Origin of the sequence: Effusibacillus pohliae DSM 22757 (assembly GCF_000376225.1) — a bacterium.
In the GTDB taxonomy this organism is placed as follows: domain Bacteria; phylum Bacillota; class Bacilli; order Tumebacillales; family Effusibacillaceae; genus Effusibacillus; species Effusibacillus pohliae.
The window spans coordinates 23779-46073 of record NZ_AQXL01000123.1 but is presented as its reverse complement, the minus strand read 5'-3'; the positions used below and the strand labels follow the sequence as shown (position 1 = coordinate 46073).

Annotated in this window: 20 protein-coding genes; all 20 read right to left on the bottom strand. The window is 57.3% G+C overall.

Annotated elements, in window-relative coordinates:
• Nucleotides 1-194 precede the first annotated feature (194 nt).
• Nucleotides 195-956: a bifunctional phosphoribosyl-AMP cyclohydrolase/phosphoribosyl-ATP diphosphatase HisIE gene (hisIE, locus tag C230_RS0110940; protein WP_083910542.1), complete on the bottom strand. Its 762-nt coding sequence runs from the start codon at nt 954-956 to the stop codon at nt 195-197.
• On the bottom strand, nt 953-1714 hold the full coding sequence (gene hisF / locus C230_RS0110935; RefSeq protein WP_018132078.1) for an imidazole glycerol phosphate synthase subunit HisF: 762 nt from the start codon (nt 1712-1714) through the stop codon (nt 953-955). Before hisF ends, hisIE begins: the two co-directional genes overlap by 4 nt.
• Nucleotides 1714-2484: a 1-(5-phosphoribosyl)-5-[(5-phosphoribosylamino)methylideneamino]imidazole-4-carboxamide isomerase gene (hisA, locus tag C230_RS0110930; protein ID WP_018132077.1), complete on the bottom strand. Its 771-nt coding sequence runs from the start codon at nt 2482-2484 to the stop codon at nt 1714-1716. The genes hisF and hisA overlap by 1 nt, the downstream gene beginning before the upstream one ends.
• Nucleotides 2481-3101, bottom strand: coding sequence for an imidazole glycerol phosphate synthase subunit HisH (gene hisH / locus C230_RS0110925; protein ID WP_018132076.1), 621 nt, complete (start codon nt 3099-3101; stop codon nt 2481-2483). Before hisH ends, hisA begins: the two co-directional genes overlap by 4 nt.
• A gap of 103 nt (nt 3102-3204) precedes the next feature.
• Nucleotides 3205-3798: an imidazoleglycerol-phosphate dehydratase HisB gene (gene hisB, locus C230_RS0110920; RefSeq protein WP_018132075.1), complete on the bottom strand. Its 594-nt coding sequence runs from the start codon at nt 3796-3798 to the stop codon at nt 3205-3207.
• The gene (gene hisD / locus C230_RS0110915) at nt 3795-5078 is read right to left on the bottom strand and encodes a histidinol dehydrogenase (RefSeq protein WP_026174271.1); all 1284 of its coding nucleotides are present in this window, start codon (nt 5076-5078) and stop codon (nt 3795-3797) included. The genes hisB and hisD overlap by 4 nt, the downstream gene beginning before the upstream one ends.
• 7 nt (nt 5079-5085) lie before the next feature.
• Nucleotides 5086-5748 carry an ATP phosphoribosyltransferase gene (gene hisG / locus C230_RS0110910; protein ID WP_018132073.1) on the bottom strand — a complete coding sequence of 221 codons (663 nt, stop codon included), beginning with the start codon at nt 5746-5748 and terminating at the stop codon, nt 5086-5088.
• Nucleotides 5745-6977, bottom strand: coding sequence for an ATP phosphoribosyltransferase regulatory subunit (gene hisZ / locus C230_RS20140; RefSeq protein ID WP_018132072.1), 1233 nt, complete (start codon nt 6975-6977; stop codon nt 5745-5747). The genes hisG and hisZ overlap by 4 nt, the downstream gene beginning before the upstream one ends.
• A 161-nt stretch (nt 6978-7138) precedes the next feature.
• Nucleotides 7139-7630 (bottom strand): acyltransferase, encoded by a 492-nt coding sequence (locus C230_RS0110900; protein ID WP_018132071.1) that lies wholly within the window; start codon nt 7628-7630, stop codon nt 7139-7141.
• 1 nt (nt 7631) lies between these two features.
• Complete coding sequence (ppaX, locus tag C230_RS0110895) at nt 7632-8273, bottom strand: pyrophosphatase PpaX (RefSeq protein WP_018132070.1); 642 nt, start codon at nt 8271-8273, stop codon at nt 7632-7634.
• Between the two features lie 37 nt (nt 8274-8310).
• A complete protein-coding gene (locus C230_RS20135; protein WP_018132069.1) occupies nt 8311-9267 on the bottom strand; it encodes a nucleoside recognition domain-containing protein in 957 nt (318 codons plus the stop codon).
• Nucleotides 9268-9345: 78 nt separating this feature from the next.
• The gene (locus C230_RS20130) at nt 9346-10791 is read right to left on the bottom strand and encodes a M23 family metallopeptidase (protein ID WP_018132068.1); all 1446 of its coding nucleotides are present in this window, start codon (nt 10789-10791) and stop codon (nt 9346-9348) included.
• Between the two features lie 252 nt (nt 10792-11043).
• Complete coding sequence (gene hprK / locus C230_RS0110875) at nt 11044-11979, bottom strand: HPr(Ser) kinase/phosphatase (RefSeq protein ID WP_018132067.1); 936 nt, start codon at nt 11977-11979, stop codon at nt 11044-11046.
• 82 nt (nt 11980-12061) lie between these two features.
• A complete protein-coding gene (locus tag C230_RS0110870; RefSeq protein ID WP_018132066.1) occupies nt 12062-13171 on the bottom strand; it encodes an ABC transporter ATP-binding protein in 1110 nt (369 codons plus the stop codon).
• Between the two features lie 68 nt (nt 13172-13239).
• The gene (locus tag C230_RS0110865; protein ID WP_018132065.1) at nt 13240-14235 is read right to left on the bottom strand and encodes a PucR family transcriptional regulator; all 996 of its coding nucleotides are present in this window, start codon (nt 14233-14235) and stop codon (nt 13240-13242) included.
• A 253-nt stretch (nt 14236-14488) separates the two neighbouring features.
• Entirely contained in the window at nt 14489-14836 is a 348-nt protein-coding gene (locus C230_RS0110860) for a phage holin family protein (protein ID WP_018132064.1), read from the bottom strand.
• Nucleotides 14837-15343: 507 nt separating this feature from the next.
• Nucleotides 15344-18229, bottom strand: a complete 2886-nt coding sequence (uvrA, locus tag C230_RS0110855; protein ID WP_018132063.1) for an excinuclease ABC subunit UvrA — start codon at nt 18227-18229, stop codon at nt 15344-15346.
• Nucleotides 18230-18471: 242 nt separating this feature from the next.
• Complete coding sequence (gene uvrB / locus C230_RS0110850; RefSeq protein ID WP_026174270.1) at nt 18472-20457, bottom strand: excinuclease ABC subunit UvrB; 1986 nt, start codon at nt 20455-20457, stop codon at nt 18472-18474.
• Between the two features lie 281 nt (nt 20458-20738).
• Nucleotides 20739-21491 (bottom strand): flagellar motor protein MotB, encoded by a 753-nt coding sequence (locus C230_RS0110845; RefSeq protein ID WP_018132061.1) that lies wholly within the window; start codon nt 21489-21491, stop codon nt 20739-20741.
• A complete protein-coding gene (locus tag C230_RS0110840) occupies nt 21475-22284 on the bottom strand; it encodes a flagellar motor protein (protein WP_018132060.1) in 810 nt (269 codons plus the stop codon). Before C230_RS0110840 ends, C230_RS0110845 begins: the two co-directional genes overlap by 17 nt.
• Between the last annotated feature and the right edge of the window lie 11 nt (nt 22285-22295).

Below are 22295 nucleotides of genomic sequence, written 5' to 3'. Positions count from 1 at the left end.
TCGTCCTCTTTTCCGCAAATTCTGCATCACTCCCATAGTATCAATATTGCCAACGCAAGACAATGCAATAAGGCCAGACCTCCACCGGAAAGTCTGACCTCGCTTGCGACCGCGCCATCCTCACTGCTCCCATGCTGCCTCGTTGCCTGTTGCCAGGCGCCGGTTTGCACGGGAGTATCGAGGCGACGCCCCGTCTATTTCGTTTTATTCGGCATGTCCTTCGCTCCATGACGTTTTTCCAGTTCCGCCAGCACGGCGTCGAACGGAATTCCCTGCTGTTTCAGCAAGACCAGCAAATGATAGAGCAAATCGCCCGCCTCGGCCACCAATTCAGCCGCATCCCCGTTTTTCGCGGCCACGATCACTTCGGTCGCTTCTTCCCCGACTTTCTTGAGGATTTTGTCGATTCCTTTTGCAAACAGATAAGTGGTGTAGGCTCCTTCCGGCCGTTCTGCATAGCGGCGATCGATCGTCTCGATCAGGTCCGTGAGAATCCCATACCTGTCGCGTGCAGCCGGCTCGACCGATGTCCCAGCCGCGCTTGCAGCCGCATCACGCTGCTTGCTGACACCCTCTCCCTGCTTGTCCTCACAATCCGTCACGCAGCCCGGTTCGCCCACAACCTGTTCAAAAAAACAGGTGTACGCGCCGGTGTGACAAGCGGCTCCCGTTTGCTTCACCTGCAGCAGCAACGCGTCCCGGTCACAGTCATACGCGATGCTTTGCACCTGCTGCACATGTCCGGACGTCGCCCCCTTGTTCCACAGCTCGTTGCGCGACCGGCTCCAAAACCACGTTTGCCCGGTTTCCAGCGTTTTCAGCAGCGAGTCGCGATTCATATACGCGAGCATCAGCACCGCCTGGCTCTCCGCATCCTGCACGATCGCCGGAATCAGCCCGCGCTCGTCATACCGCAGGCCGTCCACCCATCCCCTCTCCTTGCTGTCGGTTGTCACCGGATCGGCACCCCTTTTTTCTTCAAGTAATTTTTCACTTCCCCGACCGACGTCTCTTTAAAGTGAAAAATCGATGCAGCCAGCGCGGCGTCCGCCTTGCCTTCTGTGAACACCTCATAAAAATGCTCCTTCTTGCCCGCCCCACCCGACGCGATCACCGGGATCGAAACCGCCTCCGACACCAACCGGGTGAGGGTCAGATCGTAGCCGTCTTTTTGCCCGTCCTGGTCGAAGGAAGTGAGCAAAATCTCGCCGGCCCCCAGCGACTCCGCCTTCTTCGCCCAGTCGATCACACTCATGCCGGTGGATGTGCGTCCCCCGTGGATCAGCACCTCCCAGTCGCCTTTCGACCGGTCATAGCGGCCGTCAATCGCCACGACGATGCACTGTTGCCCGAACCGTTTGGCCCCTTCCGCGATCAGTTTCGGATTTTTCACGGCGGCCGTATTGATCGACACCTTGTCGGCTCCCGCCTTCAAGATCTCCCGGATGTCGTCGACCGACGAGATACCGCCGCCGACCGTAAACGGGATAAATACCTGTTCTGTCGTGCGGCGGACGATGTCCATCATCGTCGAGCGCCCTTCGACAGACGCGGTAATATCAAGCAGCACCAGTTCATCGGCGCCCGCTTCCTCATAATAGGCGGCCAACTCGACCGGATCGCCCGCATCCCGCTCGTTGGTCAGAAACGATACGTTTTTCACGACCCGGCCGTTTTTCACGTCAAAACACGGAATAATGCGCTTGGTCAGCATCAAGCTTCCCCTCCGTCGGCCGCCAGCGCTTGCTTGACCTGTTCAGCCGCGCTTTGCAATCGGATGCTGCCGGTGTACAGCGCCTTGCCAATGATCGCCCCGGCCACTCCGACATGCCGGTATTTCACCAGTTGCAGCAGGTCGTTCGTTTCTTTCACGCCGCCCGACGCGATCACTTTCAGGCCGGTCTGCTCGGCCAGCTCGATGTTGGCCGCCAGATTGGGACCGGACAGGGTTCCATCCCGCGCGATATCGGTAAAAATCACCCGGGTTGCCCCCCACTCCTTCAGCTGTCGGCCCAGTTCGATCGCCGAAACGTCCGATGTTTCCAGCCAGCCGTTGACGGCCACCCAGCCATTTTTTGCGTCGAGTCCGATGACGATCCGCTCTCCGTACTCCACCAAAGCCTGCTTGGCAAAATCAGGTTCCCGCACAGCGGCGGTCCCCAGAATGCAGCGTGCCACCCCGAGCGAAAAGAGGGCTTCCAGCGTCTCGCCGTTCCGGATGCCGCCGCCGACCTGCACCGGCACCGGGACACTTTTCACAATCTGCTCGATCACAGGCCGATTTTGCTGTGAGCCTGCTTTCGCCCCATCGAGGTCCACCACATGGATAAACTCGGCCCCCTGCCCGACCCACTGGCGGGCTGCATCAACCGGATTGTCGTGATAGACCGTTTGCTCGTCGTAATCTCCCCGCAGCAAACGCACCGCTTTGCCGCCCAGGATGTCGATCGCGGGATACAAAACAAATTCGTCATTCTGTTTCATGCCAACACTCCTTCCTTGCACATGCGGCCGAAATTGTCGAGCATGCGCAGGCCGACCGACGAACTTTTTTCCGGGTGAAACTGGATGCCGAACACGTTCTTGTATCCGACCACTCCCGGAACTTCCCCGTAATAGTCGCTGGTTGCAAGGATCACGCTGCGGTCTGCCGGATCGACCAGATAGCTGTGCACATAGTAGACGTAATCATTGTTGCGGACACCTTCCAGCAGCGGATGCGGCCGCTTGACCTGCAAACTGTTCCAGCCGACGTGCGGAATTTTGAACTTTCCCTTAAACCGTTTGACATGGCCGGGAATCAGGTTCAGCCCGAGATGGTGGCCATGTTCCTCCGACGTGCTGAACAACAGCTGCATGCCAAGACAGATGCCGAGCAGCGGCTTCTCCTGCTTCGCGACCCGCTTGACGGCATCAAGCAGTCCCAACTGCCGCAAATGGAACATAGCGTCGCCAAACGCCCCGACCCCCGGCAGCAGCACGCCGGCCGCCGCTTCCACCTGCTGTGGATCACTGGTGACGACCGCTTCGTGGCCGATTTTTTCAAACGCTTTCTGGACAGACCGCAGATTCCCCATCCCGTAGTCTACAATTGCGATCATCATGTCAACTCCCAACTACATTGGTGATCAAGCGATTTCTTTTTGGGGCCCCGGCAAAGCATTCGGAATAGGGTACAAAGCTTTGCTTCACTTCGACGGGTGTTTATAGCGTTCCCTTGGTCGAAAGCACACCGCGGATCTTCTCATCCCTGCGGGTCGCTTCCGCCAGCGCTCCGGCAAACGCTTTGAAAATCGCCTCGATCATGTGGTGCGTATTGGTGCCGTAGTGCAGATTGATGTGCAAGGTGACGCCCGCATTCGCCGCGAACGCCTGGAAAAATTCCTGTACCAGCTCCGTTTGGAAAGTCCCGACTCTTTCCGCCGGGAATTTGGCATTAAACACCAAGTAGGAGCGGCCCGAAATGTCGACCGTCACCTGAGCAAGCGATTCGTCCATCGGGGTGAACCGGTTCCCGTAACGGCGGATCCCCGCCTTGTCGCCGACCGCCTGCTTGAACGCCTGTCCCAGACAAATGCCGATGTCTTCAACCGTGTGATGGTCGTCGATCTCCGTGTCTCCCTCCGCGTCGATCGTCAAATCAAAACCGGAGTGTTTCGCGAACAGATCCAGCATATGCTGCAAAAAGGGCACCGGCAGCAGCAGATCCCGCTTGCCTTCCCCGTCCAGATCCAGCCGCAGGGAGATCTGCGTCTCCAGCGTGTCGCGCTTGATTTCGCCAATCCGATTGTCGCTCATGACCGTCCCATTCCTTCCTTTTTCAGACGAATCCGCACCGCGTTCGCATGCGCCTCGAGACCTTCCGCTTCCGCCAGCGCGATGATTTTCTGCCCGTGTGCCAACAACGCCGATTTGCTGTAGCGGATCAACGAAGTCTTTTTCAAAAAGTCTTCCACATTCAGCGGCGAAGAAAAACGGGCCGTTCCCTCAGTCGGCAGCACATGGTTGGTGCCGCAGTAATAATCGCCGACCGGTTCGGTCGAATACGCGCCGACGAAAATCGCCCCGGCGTTGACGATGCAGCCGATCCAATCATCTGGATTTTCCACCATCAGCTCGAGATGCTCCGGCGCCACGCGGTTCGCCACTTCGATCGCTTCCGCCAGATCGCGCGTAACCACAATCGCCCCCCGGCTGTGGATGGAAGCCTCGGTGATCTCCCGCCGCGGCAATACCGCCAATTGTTGCTCCAGCGCCCGGGCCGTTTTTTCCGCCAGTTCGCGGGAAGGCGTCACCAGAATCACCTGTGACAGTTCCCCGTGTTCCGCCTGTGACAGCAAATCGGCCGCCACATACTCCGGATCTGCCGAATCGTCCGCCACGACTAGGATGTCGGACGGACCCGCGATGCTTTCGATCCCCACTTTGCCAAACACCGCCTGTTTGGCGAGCGCTACATAAATATTGCCGGGACCGACGATCTTGTCTGCCGGTCGGATCGATTCCGTGCCATATGCCAAAGCTGCAATCGCCTGCGCACCGCCGATCCGGTACGCTTCCGCAATCCCCAGTTCCTTGAGGGCCACCAGGACGCCCGGATGCACATTGCCCTGCTTGTCAGGCGGCGTCACCACCACGATTTCCGCCACCCCCGCCACCTGTGCCGGAATGACATTCATCAGTACGGTGGACGGATAGGCGGCTGTCCCGCCCGGCACATATACGCCGACCCGTTGCAGCGGTCTCACCAACTGCCCCAGCATCGTGCCTTCCGCGTCCACCAGCATGTACGACTGCCTGCGCTGGGCCTCATGGAAACGGCGAATATTCGCGATCGCTTCCCGCAGCGCCTCGACGAACTCCGGAGTTACCCGGTCATACGCATTTTCATACGCCGTTTCCGACAGGCGAAAATCGGACAGGTCGACTCCGTCAAACCGTCTTGTGAATGCCCGCAGCGCTTCATCTCCATATTGCCGGATCTGCCGGATGATATCCAGTACGATCTCGCGCTCTTTTTCGTACGGTTCCGCTTCTTCCCTCTGTAACGCAAAGTTCCTTGCCTCGACAATCCGAATCATTCGCTTACCTCCCCGCCTGTCCGGCGTCCACAGCCGGCTCCGCCACCTGCCGTAGCCGTGCGACAAAATGGTCGATCTGTTCACTTTTTAGCCGAAAACTCATGCGGTTGGCCACCACCCGCGTCGAAATCTGCAAAATCTCGCGCTGCACCACCAGCCCATTTTCCGCCAGCGTCCGCCCGGTCTCGACCAGGTCGACGATCCGGTCGGCCAGTCCGATCAGCGGCGCCAGTTCCACAGACCCGTTCAGAAAAATCACTTCCACCTGCTGCCCCTGGCTGCGAAAATAATCGGCCGCAATCCGCGGATATTTGCTGGCCACCCGGCTGACCATGCCGCCGGCGCTGCCGGGAAGCCCGCAGACGCACATGCGGCAGCGGCCGATCCCCAAATCAAGTAGCTCATACAGATCCCGTTCCGCCTCGAGCAGCACGTCTTTCCCGACAATCCCGACATCGGCCGCACCGTATTCCACATACGTCGGGACATCGACCGGTTTCGCCAGAATGTAGCGGAGCGACCGGTCCTCCGATTCGAGGATCAGCTTGCGGGACTCCGCAAGATCTGCCGGAACCGGAATCCCCGCCTGCTGCAGCAGGCGCAGTGTGTCTTGCATGATCCGTCCTTTGGACAGGGCGACTGTCAGCTGTTGCGGATCGTTTGTCACCTCGCGCCCCCTCCTTCCCTGCAAAACGCTTCATATAGAATGCGAAGCTGCTGCGCGTCCGTTTCCAGGTGGCCGGCCTGCAGCTGCGCCGTTTCCGCTCCGTCGATCTTCGGCGGCGCTTCCCCGTCAACCAGCAGAATTGTCGCAACCGCAGCCTGCCGCTTCCGCAAAAATGCGGCAAACCGCAACGCGGTTGCCCGCTCGGCCTGCCGATAGCCGAGCAGATAACGCGGCTGGGCGGAAAAAGCGCCTTTTTTCTCCAGGATCTCCAACACCCGTTCGATCCCGATCACAAATCCGGTTGCGGGGGCTTGCCGGCCGAATTTTCCCAGCAGTTCGTCATAGCGGCCGCCGCCGCAGATCGGAAAGCCCATCAGCGGGGCGTATCCCTCAAACACCGCTCCCGTGTAGTAGTTCAGCCCCAGCAGCAAGCTGAGGTCGATTTGCACATGCTCCGTCACGCCGTGGATCTCCAGCACCTGCCAGATCTCCTGCAGATTTTGCAGAGCAGCCTGTGCCGGCGGGCTGCTTGTCAAATCTTTCGCAGCGGCCAGGATCTCCACACCGCCGCGCAGCCGGGGAATCTGCAGCAGAACGTCGCAGGCGGGACCCGCCGTTTGCGTTTTGACGATCCGTTCGAATCCGACATAATCTTTATCGGCCAAAGCGTTTTGCAACCGCTCTCGAATCTCCGCGTCGTCCACATGCTCCAGCAGCAGGCCATGCAAAAATCCGACTTGCCCCAACGCAAGCCGGAATCCTTCCAGCCCGATCTCCTGCAAAGCGGAAACGGCCAGCGCCAGCATCTCCGCATCCGCGTCCGGCGACGAGTCGCCGATCAACTCGACACCCGCTTGCGTGAACTCGGTATCGCGTCCGGCCGTCAGCTCCTGCTGCCGGAAAATGCTGGCGGTATACGATAAGCGGATGGGGAGTGGCGAATTTTTCAGCAAGGAAGCGGCCACACGCGCAATCGGCGCGGTCATGTCGGCGCGCAAGGCGACCATCCGGCCGGACCGGTCGACAAATTTAAAGACCCGATCTTCCGCCCCCCGAATCCCGGTCTGAAACGTTTCCATATATTCAAACATTGGGGTGATAATCTCGCGGTACCCCCAACGGGCGAAACTGTTCGAAATCTGCCGCTCAATCTGCCGTTTATTGGCTGCCGTATCGGGCAAAAAATCCCGCACCCCCTGCGGCTTCTCAAATACCAACGGCTTTTGCATCCGGTTCCACCACCAAGCTTGCTTTAGTCTGCTAATATACTAAAGTATGATTTCACATGGTAACAAAAGCGGCGGCAGATGTCAATGGAAGGGCTTGCTTGTCGGTGAACTCATCATGGCCACCCTTCGCAAAAATTTTACCATGCCATTCCGCCACTGTCCTACTCCGTTTGCGGCTGCCGAATGATGCGTACCGGATTGCCGGCGGCAAACGCCCCCGCCGGGATGTCCCGGTTGACAAGCGAGCCGGCTCCCACCACCGCCCTGTCGCCGATCGTCACACCGGGCAGAATGGTGGTGTTCGCGCCGATCATCACATGGTCGCCGATCACCACATCCCCCAGCCGGTACTCATCGATCAAATACTCATGTGCCAGGATCGTCGTATTGTAGCCGATGATCGAGTTACTGCCGATCCGGATCCGTTCCGGGAACATCACGTCCGGCATCGCCATCAGTCCGAACGCCGTCCGCTCGCCCACCTGCATTCCGAGAAACGTCCGGTACATCCAATTTTTCAACGGCAAAAAAGGGGTGTAGCGTGAGACCTGAATCACCGCAAAATTGCGCGCCACTTTCCAGAAAGACACCGTTTTGTACATCTGCCACAGCGAATTTGACCCCTGCACCGGATACCGTTCCGTCTTTCGCATGCTATCCCCGCACAATCTCCAAAAGTTCCCGCATCTCGTCAATCAGATAATCGGGTTTATAGGAAGCCAATCCTTCACACCCCCGCAAGCTCCAGGCCACTGCGCAGGTAGCCGTACCGGCCGCTTGTCCGGCCAGAATATCGTAGGGAGAATCCCCCACCATCAACGTGCCGGCAGGTTCCCCGCCCAACCGCTCGATCGCAATCTGCAGCGGCGCCGGATGCGGCTTGTGCTGGTCCGTATCTTCCACCGTCACAACAGTTTCCAGATAGCGGTCAAGGCCAAACAGCCGCAACCCCCTCTCGGCGGTCAGCCGCATTTTGTTTGTCACAACCGCCATCCGGCAGCCTTGCGCTTTCAGTTCGGCCAACACTTCCGGCACATTCGGAAAAATGGTCGCCAGCCGGTCGTGATTCTCCACGTTATACTTGCGGTACGCCTGCACCAGCTCGGACACCTGCTCCGGCGGTGCCCAACGGGCGAACTGCTTGACCAGCGGTTCCCCCATGTACGGCAATACGTCCTGCCGTGAATACCGTCCCGGAAAATAGTGTTCCAGCGTATGTTCAAACGACTGCAAAATCAGTTCATTGGTGTCCACCAGAGTGCCGTCCAGGTCAAACAGAATGTACGGATACTTCATGCCGTTCCTCCATCGGATGTGTCATGCAGTCACAGAGTCATTTGCCGTTCGTCACTGCTATTTTCGGCCCCACAGAAGGCTCCCGCCAGATATGGGCCAATAGGGCGGTGATCACAATCGCCGTCAACAGCCGCGTTGCCAGCAGCAGCCATCCGTTGACGCCCAGCGGAACGAACAGCAGTGTATCTTCCACCACCGCGTGGCACAAAATCAGGAAGACAAACATCAGGTACAGTTCCCGCCGGGTGAAGTTTACCTCCTCCGTCGCCTGCAGAATCACGCCCGCCCCGTACGCCAGTCCGAAGAAGATGCCTGCCAGAAACGGAACAGCCGCTTTTTCCGGCAAGCCCAGCGCCCGGGTAACCGGCCGCATCCAGCCCGCCAGCCGGTCGAGAAACTGGATCTCCTTCAGAATCTGGATCACAAACATGAGCGGAATGACGATCAGCACCAACTGCCAAACGGCCGCCCACGCCTTGTCCAGCAGTTCCAGCAAAAACGCTGAAGGAGCCATCTGCCATAAATAAGGATCAAGCTTCACCTGCTCCGTGTGCGCCGCATCGGCTACCGATCCGGCGGGAGTGAACAACCGGATCACGCCGGCAAACAGGAAGGCGGTGCCCACCCGAACCAACGAAATCAGGGTGGCAGAAAGCCCCGCCCGCTTCGAAACGGCTGTCTCGACCAGCAGATTGTGGGCAAAGCTCAACATCACCGACAATACAAAAATCTGGTAACCGCCGAGCGGCAACACGAACATCGCGCCGATCCCCGCGTACAGATTGAGGAGAAAGCCGAGTCCCAGCACGATGGCCGCCTCTCCCGGCAGCCCCAAGACGTTCATCAACGGTGCAAACAGTTTGATAATCCAGCCGATCACCGGAGTATGTTTCAACACGGTCACCACAATCGTAACCGGGACGATCACTTTGCTGAGCACCCAGGTTGTCTGGATCCCTACACGTAATCCGCGCCGCCATACGCCGCGTTCCATGCTCCCGTTCTCTCCTCTCGCTGCAATTGACACCATTATAGCAAAAAAGAGGCCTCGCGCGAGACCTCTGATCATCCTTTACATATACGGAGCCGGATTGACTCTCACACCGTTAACCTGAACTTCGTAATGCAGATGCGGTCCGGTAGATTGGCCGGTCGATCCGACCCCGCCGATCACTTCTCCCTTGCTCACCAGCTGGCCGACCGACACGTTGATCGAGGACAGATGGCCGTAAATCGAAACGATTCCGTTGCCGTGGCTGATCCGGATCGCATTGCCGTAGCCGCTGCCGTCCCAGCCGGCGTAAATCACCCGTCCGTTGTTCGACGCGTAAACCGGAGTGCCGATCGGAGCGCTGATATCGATCGCCCAATGCCGGCTATTCCCCCGCCACTCCCCGAAGTAGGACGAGATGGTGTGGGATGCAACCGGCCAGAACCAGTCACCCGACGCCTGATCCGGAATCTTTGTGCCGCGCACGACCACCTTGTTCACCTTTTCTTTCGTCACCTGTTCGGACAGGACGACCTCCCCGTACACCTGGCCGTTTTTCTTGAGGATCTGCACCTTTTGCGTTTTTTCACCCGGCTGCCCCTCGGTGACGACACGCTGTTCCCCTTTGTTCATCGAGTCGTCGTCCTGATATTCCGTTTCAAACGGGATCGGCACGGTGCGCGTGATTTCTTCCACCGTTTCCACCGTCACCAACGGCTCGACTGCACCGATCGTGATTTCCTGCCCTTCTTGCAGCGCGTTCTCGTTGCTGATCTGAGGATTGACCGCTTTCAACTTGTCGACCGTCAGCTGATTTTTCATGGCGATGGTCCACAGCGACTCGCCGCGCGAGACCAGATATTTTTTCGGCTTCTCCTTGCTTTGCAGAAGCATTGCCACAACCGAATCCACGGAGCGAACCTCGTCTCTATTGACATGTGTCGCCAGAAAATCGATCGTTTGTTCGATTTTCACCTGTTTGACGGCATTGTCACCAGAGGCGAATTTCGCTTTGATCCTGTCGATCACTGTGTGCGCGGTTGCCATGTCTTTGACTGCGGCCACATCCTGGCCGTCCACCCGAATCATGACCGCCTCCACCTGCGGATTCGCCGCCTGATTCATCGCCAGCGCCACTTCCGCTTCCGCCGGGCCACCGGTTGTCCGTTGGTGAACGGGTACCAGTTTGACGGACGCTTTCAGCCGGTCGCCCAAAGCAGCGATTTTATCGTACACAAAATCGGGCTGTTTCACCATTCCCACATACTGCCCATCCAGGTACACCTGATAATACAGATCGGTCTTGCCGACCGTTTCGTGGACGGCTGTCCCGCCCAGCGCCGTCATCGTCACCAGCAAAGCGACTGCCGCCGTCTTCCGTACGGTGAACGTCTTGCTGACCTGATCTTTGATGTCTTGCATGATATGCTTCACATCAATCTGCGACAACTGGTCAATCGTGTATTGTTTATTGGCAACGGCGATTGTTCTGAGATGCGTATGCCATGTTGAATGGAAATCTGCCATGCCTCAACCTCCTTCTCCCTACTAAGCTATATATGTAAAACCAAAAGTGTATATTCGATAGAAATCGTCATGATCCTGCAGGTAAATGTTGCAATTGCATTACAAAATTGTCGAAAAAACGAAACTCCGCCTGAAGCGCTGTTACCGGCCCTTTGACGAACAATCGCTAGCCCATTCGCGTGTTCGATCTTGGCACATCCGGATGCAGCGCAACGCGGAGTTGTGCAGCTTCCACCGAAGCATCATGCGGCATCAGTGGTGCTCCTGCTCTTCGATCACGTGCAGCAGTTTTTCCGACAAATCTTTCGCCGCGTTATAGCCCATTCGCTTTAACCGCTGGTTCATCGCCGCCACCTCGATCAGCACCGCCAAGTTGCGGCCAGGCATGACAGGCAGCGTGATGCAAGGGAGGTCCGTGTCGAGGATGCGCGTCGTATTTTCATCCAACCCCAGCCGGTCGATCAACATCTCGTCTTTCCACATCTCGAGCCGGATGACGAACTCAATCTGTTTGCGGGTCCGAATCGCTCCTGCCCCAAAGAGCGTCATCACATTCAAAATGCCGAGCCCCCGGATCTCGAGCAGATTTTTCAGCAGTTCCGGCGCTTCCCCGACCAGCACCTGATCGTCCACTTGCCGGATTTCCACCGCATCGTCGGCCACCAGCCGGTGCCCTCGCTTGATCAGCTCCAGCGCGGTCTCGCTTTTGCCGATTCCGGAACTGCCCATGATCAGAATGCCGATTCCATACACATCGACTAATACGCCGTGCACCTGCGTTTCCGGTGCCAGCTTCAGATCCAGAAACCGCTGCAGCCTGCCCGCCAGCTTCGATGTCCCTAGCTTCGCCCGCAACACGGGGAGCCGGTAGCGGGTCGCAGCCTCCAGCAGAATGTCAGGCAATGTTTGATCCCGTGACACCACGATGCAGGGTGTTTGCACAAACTGGCACAATGAATCGGCGCGGGCACGTTGCTCGTGCTCTTGCATCGAGTTAAAAAAGGCCAGCTCGGTTTGTCCCAACAGTTGCACCCGTTCCGCCGGATGGTATATGAAAAATCCGGCCAGTGCCAGGCCCGGCCGATTGATGTCGCTGACGGTTATTTCCCGCTGAGTGTCCGCTCCCGGGTTGAGCAGCACGAGGTCGAGTTCCTCAATCAGATCCCTCGTTTGTATCGATTTGTGCAATCGGCTCACCTCATGCAAAAAAATCACTTCCGTGTACTAGGATACCAGATCGCTCCCGGACACGGAAGTGTGCCACGTGTTTTTAGAATACCGCCTGTTGGGTTTCCTTGTCAAAAATATGCGCTTTGTTCATATCGAACGCAAGCGTCACGTTGCCACCTGCTTTCACGTCAGAACGTGCATCCACACGAGCGGTTACCGACTGACCGTTGACGTTCAGGTACAGGTATTCTTCCGCCCCCAACATTTCGACGACCTCTACTTCCGCCCGGATCGTCGCATCCGCATAGGTTTCCAGATACATCGGCTCATCGTGGATGTTTTCCGGCCGGATGCCAAATACCACCTCTTTGCCGACAGCCCCCTTATCGCGCAGCAATCCGTAACGTCCTTCCGGAATCAGCAGATGGATGCCTGGCGCCCGGAAATAGATGGAGCCGCTTTCCTCCACCAGTTGGCCGTTCAGGAAGTTCATCGCCGGCGAACCGATGAACGACGCAACGAACATGTTGGTCGGATGGTTATACAGCTCGATCGGAGATCCGACCTGCTGGATCACGCCGTCTTTCATCACGACGATCCGGTCACCCATCGTCATCGCTTCCGTTTGGTCGTGCGTCACGTAGATCACGGTCGTTTTCAGCCGCTTGTGTAGCTTCGCGATCTCCGTCCGCATCTGCACGCGCAGTTTTGCGTCCAGATTGGACAGCGGTTCGTCCATCAGGAACACTTGCGGTTCGCGAACGATCGCCCGGCCGAGCGCCACCCGCTGCCGCTGACCGCCGGAAAGCGCTTTCGGCTTCCGGTCGAGCAGGTGCTCGATGTCAAGAATTTTGGCCGCTTCCCGCACCCGCCGGTCGATCTCCTGCTTCGGAACTTTCCGCAGTTTCAGACCGAACGAAATATTGTCATACACATTCATGTGCGGGTACAGCGCATAGTTTTGGAAGACCATTGCAATATCGCGGTCTTTCGGGTGAACGTCATTCACCAGCCGATCGCCGATCCACAACTCGCCCTCGGAGATTTCCTCAAGTCCCGCCACCATGCGGAGCGTGGTCGATTTTCCGCAACCGGACGGCCCGACCAGCACCAGAAACTCCTGGTCCTGGATGTCCAGGTTAAAATCTTTCACCGCCACAACATCTCCCGGGTAGCGCTTGTATACATGTTTGAGCTGAACGCGTGCCATTTCGTCCCCCCCTTGTGATTCGTTACCTCCACTATAAAATAAAGCGAGCGCCCCGCCTATTGGACGCTCTATACGAAATCGCCGTCTGATTTTTGTGCATGTTTTTCATTTCGCAAAATTAAGGCGATCCACAACTCGGCCAGCTCCCTAAATTTCCGAATGTCCTTGCCCGTCACTTCCTGGATCTTGTCCAACCGGTAAAGCAGCGTGTTGCGGTGGATGTACAGCGCCCGCGCCGTCTCGGCGATGTTTTGTGCATGCTGCGCGAACGAATGGACCGTTTCCCGCAATTCCCGTGTCAGCGCCTCGTGTTTTTCGCGCGGCAACACCTCCTGCAAAAAAGCGGCTTTGGCTTCCTCCGACACCCCATACAACAATTGGGCAAGCCCCAATTGCCCATACTGATAGATTTTCTGTCCGTTGTGAAACGACCTGCCGGCCTGCAGCGCGATTTCCGCCTGCCTTTTGGCGGACGGCAGTTCCTGCAGGCTGCGGACTGGCCGGCTGACGGCCAAATTTCCGCTCACGTAAATTTCCGTCTGCAAAGTATCCAACAACCGGCTGCCGATCTGCTGTACATCACCGACCGATTCTTCCGCTTGCAGCGGCAAGTAGAGCAAGACTCTGCGGCCGCCCCCATCCGTCAATCCGTTCCATTCGCGGTCCGAAAAGATTTCCTCCAGCAAGGCGAGTGCTGCTTCCGCGTCCTCCCCATGCAGTTGCAAAATGGCAACCACCCCCGGCAGCGGGATGTTCCACCGCCGTGCCAACGCTTCGTTCGCAAACCGGCCGGCGTCCCATTCCCCGTGGATCAGTCGTGGAAACCATTCATCGTGCGGCTGCCGAAACCCTCCGGTTACGGTTTCAATCAAAAGCCGCACCAGCTTCGCCGTTTCGTCCGACAACCGGTTCAGGTCGACCACCGCATACCGTCCGTTTCCTATCGGAATCCACTCTTCGCTGTCCCGCACAAAAGAGCGCCTCCCGTCCGCTTCGGCGTCGTCCGCCTGCTCGAAACGGACGCGGTCGCCGAGAATTTTTTGCAGTTCGCGGAGACAATCCAAATCGAACCACCCCCTTCCCGCCCATACTGCATGGTGCGTGTTCTGCCCCGTTATCATCCGTCCCTGGTACGTGATCGGCTGAGCATTCAGTTCCCACTAACGGGCGAACCGTTGGGCGGACGCATACATGCGGCCTGCAGCATGTCACGATCTCTGCCTGTTCGATCGCCTTGCGGATCGTCCGCCGGTAGCATTCCCTGCAGGCGGAAACAAGTTTTTCCTGCCGCACGTCGGTACGATCCCCCGCCCGGGCCTACTCGAACAGTAGGTTCAACACCGATGAGATGACCGCCAATACGATCGCCCCAAAAAATGCGGCAAAAAAGCCGTGCACTTCAAACCCCGGTGACAGCCAGTCGACCACTTTCAGCATCAGCGCGTTTACCAGCAACCCAAACAGCCCGAGCGTGAGAATGTTCACCGGCAGCGTCAGCAGCTTGATGAGCGGCTTGATCGTCACGTTGACCACCCCCAGCACCAACCCGGCCCAGAGGGCGGCGATCACGCCCCTGCTACCTGCCGCAAACGAAATTCCCTCAAACAGCCAGGAGACCAGCACAAGCGCCAGCGCATTCAGCAAAATACGCCAGATCAGTCCCATGATGGTTTCCACCTCCTAACGCTCGACCGGAATAATGATGCACAGCCACACACACCGGCGATCACTCGCTCTTTGCGGGAACGAAACAATTTTTTCATAGTCAATCGCTCCTTTTGATCGGCTGTATACGAACGATCAACCTCCCTGACCGTTCGCTTTCTACATAGAAACGCGATGAGTCAGCAAATTCTCCTCATCCCTCTTGCGAAAACAGACTCTTGCCCCTGTCTCCCGTCCCTTTCCCCGAACAACCTTCCCTTATATAATATAGTACCTGAAAAGAAAGGGGGGAACCACATGCGTCGCCGCCGTCGCATCACAATCGTTTTGAAGCCCGGCCAAAGCGTTCTTGTCCGCTGCCGTCGCCACCGCCATCGCTGAATGTAACTACTCTCCGCCCGCTTTTGCAGGGGAGCCAAAACGACAGAAGCCGCTGTGTCTCTTCTAGCGGCTTCTGTTTTTCAGACTTTCGTTTGCAGAATGCGAGTAAGCGCCAAAATGAGCCGCCTACGAAACCGCCGCGCCTGTTTTCGCTGTCGACTTGCCCTGTCGCTGTTTGGCCCGCTGTTTGTCCCGCTCCAAAATCGGCCCGAGAAATGCCCCTGTATGCGATTCTGGCACCTTGGCCACCTCTTCCGGCGTTCCCGCCGCAACGATCCTACCGCCCCGGTCGCCGCCTTCTGGCCCGAGATCGATCAGGTAGTCGGCCGTCTTGATCACTTCCAGGTTGTGTTCGATTACCAGCACCGTATCCCCCGCATCGACGAGCCGCTGCAGCACTTGCAGCAAGCGCTCAATATCGGCGATATGCAGGCCGGTGGTCGGCTCATCCAAAATGTACATCGTTCGTCCGTTGCTGCGCCGGTGCAGTTCGGACGCCAGCTTGACCCGCTGCGCTTCCCCACCGGACAGCGTGGTTGCAGGCTGGCCCAACCGGATATAGCCAAGACCGACATCATTTAACGTCTGCAGTTTGCGTTGAATGCGCGGCACATTTTTAAAGAATTCCAGTGCGTCCTCCACCGTCATGTCGAGCACATCCGCGATGCTTTTGCCCTTGTACTTGACTTCCAACGTCTCCCGGTTATAGCGCCGCCCTTTGCAGACCTCGCACGGTACGTACACATCCGGCAGGAAGTGCATTTCGATTTTGATAATCCCATCGCCGCGGCACGCTTCACAGCGGCCGCCTTTCACGTTGAACGAAAATCTGCCTTTTTTGTAGCCGCGGATTTTCGCCTCATTGGTGGTGGCGAACACGTCCCGGATGTCGTCAAACACCCCCGTGTATGTCGCCGGATTGGAACGGGGTGTCCGGCCGATCGGCGATTGGTCGATGTCGATCACCTTATCGAGATGTTCCAGCCCGCTGATCTTCTTGTGCGCACCCGGTTTGGTACGGGCCCCGTTCAACTGCTGGGCAAGCGCTTTGTACAAGATTTCGTTCACCAGCGTCGACTTGCCTGACCCGGACACACCCGTCACGCAAGTGAACACACCGAGCGGAATTTTGACGTTGATATTTTTCAGATTGTTTTCGCAGGCCCCCTGGATTTCCAGCCACTTGCCGTTCGGCTTGCGCCGCCTGTCGGGAACCGGAATCATTTTCTTGCCGGACAGATACTGGCCGGTCAAGGAATTCTCATCCTGCATGATCTGTTCCGGCGTTCCTTGCGCCACCACCTGTCCGCCGTGAATCCCCGCCCCCGGTCCGATGTCGATGATGTAATCGGACGCCAGCATCGTATCTTCGTCATGTTCGACGACAATCAATGTGTTGCCGAGATCGCGCATGTGTTCGAGCGTCCTGATCAGCCGCACGTTATCCCGCTGGTGCAGGCCGATCGACGGTTCGTCGAGCACATACAGCACCCCGGTCAAAGCGGAGCCGATCTGCGTCGCCAGCCGAATCCGCTGGGCTTCTCCACCGGAGAGCGTTCCGGCCGCCCGGCTGAGCGACAGGTAGTCCAGCCCGACATTTCGCAAAAATCCAAGCCGGGAGCGAATCTCCTTGAGAATCAAACGTGCGATCGCCTCTTGCTTGTCCGTGAGGCGGAGGTTTTCGAAGAAATCGAGCGCCTCGTTCACCGACAGACGTGTGACTTCCGCGATATTGCAGCCGTTAATGCGAACCGCCAGCACTTCCGGTTTCAGCCGGTCGCCGTTGCAGGCGGGACACGGCTTGGAGCTCATAAACTCCTCGATGAATTCCCGCACGTAATCGGACGCCGTTTCCCGGTAGCGCCGCTCCAGGTTGGGAATCAACCCCTCGAACAACACTTCCGCCACTTTCGTCTGTCCGAAGTCGTTTTCATAATGAAAGCGGATTTTCTCTCTTGGCGCGCCGTACAAAAGTTTATCCAGCTTGTCTTGCGGGATCTCCTCTACCGGCACATCCATCGGAATGCCGAAATGTTTGCAAGCGGACGCCAGCAGTTGCGGGTAGTAATTGGACGACGAACCGGCCCACGGGACAAACGCCCCTTCCGCCAACGTTTTCGAACGGTCCGGCAGTACCAGATCAGGGTCGACTTCCATGTTCGTCCCGAGTCCCGAGCAGGTTTCGCACGCCCCGTACGGCGAGTTGAACGAAAACATGCGCGGGCTCAGTTCCGGCAAGGAGAATCCGCATTCCGGGCAGCCCAGATTTTGCGAAAAAATCATCTCCTCCCCGCCGACCACCCCGACGGTCACAATGCCGCCCGACAGGTTCAAGGCGGTCTCCAGGGAGTCAGCAAGGCGGGTTGCCACATCGTCTTTCACCACGATCCGGTCGACCACCACTTCGATCGTGTGCTTCTTGTTTTTTTCCAGTTCGATGTCTTCCGACAAATCGCGAATTTCGCCGTCGACGCGGACGCGGACATAGCCTTGCTTGCGGATGTCATCGAACAGTTTGCTGTGCTCTCCCTTGCGCCCACGAATCAGCGGAGCGAAAATCTGGATCTTCGTCCGTTCCGGCAATTCCAGCACATGGTCCACCATTTGCTCGACCGTTTGCGAAGCGATCGGAATGTCGCAGTTAGGGCAGAAAGGTTGTCCGACGCGGGCAAACAGCAGCCGCAAATAATCGTAGATCTCGGTTACCGTGCCGACCGTTGAACGGGGATTGCGGCTGGTCGTTTTTTGGTCGATCGAGATGGCAGGCGACAACCCGTCAATCGAATCGACATCCGGTTTGTCCATCTGCCCCAAAAACTGCCGGGCATAAGCGGACAACGATTCGACATAGCGGCGTTGCCCCTCCGCGTAAATCGTGTCGAACGCAAGCGAAGATTTCCCGGAGCCGCTGAGGCCGGTCAACACGACCAGCTTGTCTCTGGGAATCTGCACATCGATATTTTTCAGGTTATGGACGCGCGCACCTTTGACGACGATATATTCCTGTGCCATAAAGCTCTCCTTTTCTGCACGTTTCTACATTTCCCGGGAAAAACGTCGAAAGCGGCCGGCCCGTTGTCGAATCGACCACGGCGCGAAAAAAAGGATGCAAAACAGGGATGTACCGCACCTGACAAGCCGCTTCGACAAAGTTGCAGCCGGTCAAGCCGCCTCGCCAAACGCACGGCTTACTCACTCCATTTCAACCAACGGTGCAACCGGTCAAACCACCGCCACCAAACGCGGCAGCTTGCCTATGAAGCCGACAGTTCCAAAATAATGTCGCGCAATTCGGCGGCTCGCTCGAACTGCAGCGCTTTTGCCGCTTCCTTCATTTCCTTTTCCAACGTCCTGATCAACTGCTCGCGCTCTTTCTTCGACATCTTGTCGACACTCTGCTTCACGTTGTACTCCGTCTTCGACTCGGCCGCCTTCGTCGCCTCAATCACATCCCGGACCGCCTTGCGAACCGTTTGCGGCGTGATGCCGTGCTGCCTGTTGTACTCTTGCTGGATCCGGCGGCGGCGGTTCGTTTCGTCGATCGCCGCCTTCATCGACTGCGTGATCGTATCCGCGTACATGATCACCTGACCTTCCGCATTCCGGGCGGCCCGCCCGATCGTCTGAATCAGCGACCGTTCCGCCCGCAGGAACCCTTCCTTGTCCGCATCCAGAATCGCCACCAGCGAAACTTCCGGCAAATCCAGGCCTTCCCGCAGCAGGTTGATGCCGACCAGCACGTCGAACACGCCCATCCGCAGATCGCGCAGGATCATCATCCGCTCCAATGTCTTGATATCCGAGTGCAGATAGCGCACCTTGATCCCGAGATCTTTCAGATAGTCGGTCAGATCTTCCGCCATCTTCTTCGTCAGCGTCGTGACGAGGACGCGTTCATCCCGCTTGATCCGCTTGTGAATCTCGCCCACCAGATCATCGATCTGGCCTTTGATCGGCCGCACGTGAATTTCCGGATCGACCAGACCGGTCGGACGAATAATCTGTTCGACCACCTGCTCGGCCCGTTCCAGTTCATAAGGTCCCGGTGTTGCCGATACGTAGATCACCTGGTTGATCCGCTGCTCAAATTCTTCAAATTTCAGCGGCCGGTTGTCCGCCGCCGAAGGCAGCCGGAATCCGTGCTCGATCAGCGTCAGCTTGCGGCTGCGGTCGCCGTTGTACATGCCGCCGATCTGCGGCACCGCCACGTGCGACTCGTCGATGATCAGCAAAAAATCTTTCGGAAAATAATCGAGCAACGTGTTGGGAGGCGACCCGGCAGGACGTCCTTCCAGATGGCGCGAGTAGTTCTCGATGCCGGAACAGAATCCGATCTCCGCCATCATCTCCAGATCGTAGTTGGTCCGCTGCTCGAGCCGCTGCGCCTCCAGCAGCTTGCCGGCCGCCCGCAATTCCGCCAGTCGCTCCTCCAGTTCGGCGCGGATGCTATTGATCGCCCGCTGCATCTTGTCGCCGGATGTCACGAAGTGGGACGCCGGAAAAATCGCAACATGCTGGCGCGTCCCCACAATCTCGCCCGTCACCACATCGATCTCCGTGATCCGTTCAATCTCATCTCCGAACAGTTCCACGCGAAACGCCTTTTCGCTGCGGGACGCCGGAAAAATTTCCAACACGTCGCCGCGTACGCGAAACGTGCCGCGCACAAAATTGATGTCGTTTCGCTCATACTGCATTTCGACAAGCTTGCGCAGGATGTCGTTTCTTGGCTTTTCCATGCCTACACGCAGCGACAGCACATGTGCCGCATATTCGACAGGGTTCCCCAACCCGTAAATCGAAGATACGGAGCCGACCACGATCACGTCATTCCGCTCCAGCAGCGAGCTGGTGGCCGAATGCCGCAGCTTGTCGATTTCATCGTTGATTTTCGCGTCTTTTTCAATATAGGTATCGGTCGACGGAATGTACGCCTCCGGTTGATAATAATCGTAGTAGGAAACGAAGTATTCGACCGCGTTGTTCGGAAAAAACTCCTTGAACTCGGCAGCCAGTTGGGCAGCCAACGTCTTGTTGGGCGCCAGCACGAGCGTCGGTTTGTTCACTTTGGCGATCACATTCGCCATCGTAAACGTCTTTCCGGAACCGGTGACGCCGAGCAGCACCTGTTGCCTCAACCCGGATCGGATGCCGTTGACCAGCGCTTCAATCGCCTTCGGCTGATCTCCCCGCGGCGAATATTCGGATACCAACTCGAACTTGCCTTTCCGGTCTGCCATCATCCCCACCCTTTCCATACCTCCTATTATACTCCTTCGACCGGCAGGTAACATAACATTTTTATTGTGCAACCAGACTATAGAAACCGAACACGAACTTCTGTTCTATTGTAGCGGAACCGAGAAAAAAAATCCACTTGCAGAATTGGGCATAATGAAAAAGCTTCCTCCGAGGCACTTCTGACGAACTGCCCATTATATAGAGGAAGCTTTTTTGACGTCCGGAATGTATATTGGTTGAATGCCACTAGTTTGAACCTGTTTTTTCAATCTGCCAACGGTCACTGGACAGCGCTGCGCAAAATGAGAATGTTAACCCGCCGATTGGCGGCCCGCCCTTCCGGCGTGTCGTTGCTTGCCACCGGCATATACTCGCCGTATCCGGTTGCCGACAGCCGATCCGGCTTCACCTCGCGAGTTTGCAAATAATACAGCACGTTGAGCGCCCGCGCGGCCGACAGGTCAAAATTGGACCGGAACTGGCTGTTGCGGATCGGCACATTGTCGGTGTGGCCTTCGACCGAAATTTTATTCGGCAGCGCCTTTAAAAATGGGGCAATCCCGTCGAGAATCCGTTCCGCTTCCGGTTTGATCACCGCCGAGCCGGTGTCGTACAGCGCCACATCACGCAACGTGATTTGCACACCTCTTTCGTTCAGTTCCACCATCACTTTGTCGCCCAGGTTGTTTTGTTGGATGTACTGTTTCAGCTTCTGCTCCGCTTCCTTCAAACGCTGGGTTTCTTCCGCCAGTTTACGGCTCGCTTCCAGCGTCTGTTTGTCGACCGAGTTGCCCGCTTCGTTCGGTTGCCCCTGCGACTTCTCAAATTTCGTTCTCATCACACCGGTCGAACCGTCGTAAAACGACTGATTCAGGGAGATCGCAAGTTGCTCGTACCGAGTGATGTCGATTTTTGACATCGCGTATAACACGACGAAAAAAATCATCAGTAGCGTGATCAGATCCGCATAGGTCAACAGCCAGCGCTCATGGTTTTCATGCGTGCCGGCATGGGAGTTACGCCGTCTCGACATCCGCCTCGCCTACCTCCCGCCCGGCTGTTTCCTCTTTCTTTTCGCGATTCGCGGGCGCCAGGAACACTTTCAGTTTCTGCCCGAGAATGCTCGGGTTCTCACCTGCCTGAATCGACAGGATGCCTTCGATCATCAGTTCGCGGATCAAAATTTCCTGCTTGCTGCGCACCTTCAGCTTGTTGGCGATCGGCAGCCACACCACGTTGGCGGAAGCGACGCCGTAGAGCGTAGCAATGAACGCGACGGCGATCGAGGGTCCTAGTTTGCTGGCGTCCTCCAGGTTCGAGAGCACATGCACCAGCCCCATCACCGTTCCGATGATCCCCATCGTCGGCGCAAAACCGCCCGCCTGCTCGAAGAGGGCTGCCCCTTTCGAATGGCGGTCCTCGATGAACGACAGCTCGGTTTCCATGATGCTGCGCACCAGTTCCGGGTCCACCCCGTCAACGACCAAGCGGATTCCATTTTTAAAAAAATCGTCATCATACGATTCGATCTTTTCTTCCAGCGCCAGGATCCCTTCCCGGCGGGCGATCGTCGCCAGTGACACCAGTTCGTCGATCACATCCAGCGGATCCTTCGGCTTGTGGGTAAATGCGATTTTCAGGATCTTCGGCAATTGCTTCAGTTGTTCCAGCGGAGTGCTGACCATCAGTGCCGCCAACGTCCCGCCAATCACAATCATGGCGGCGGTTCCCTGAAACAGGGAGCCGATATGTCCGCCTTCCAGCACAAACGCCCCCGTCAAAAAGCCGACACCGAGAATCAGGCCGAGGATTGTCGTGATATCCATTTCCGCTTCCT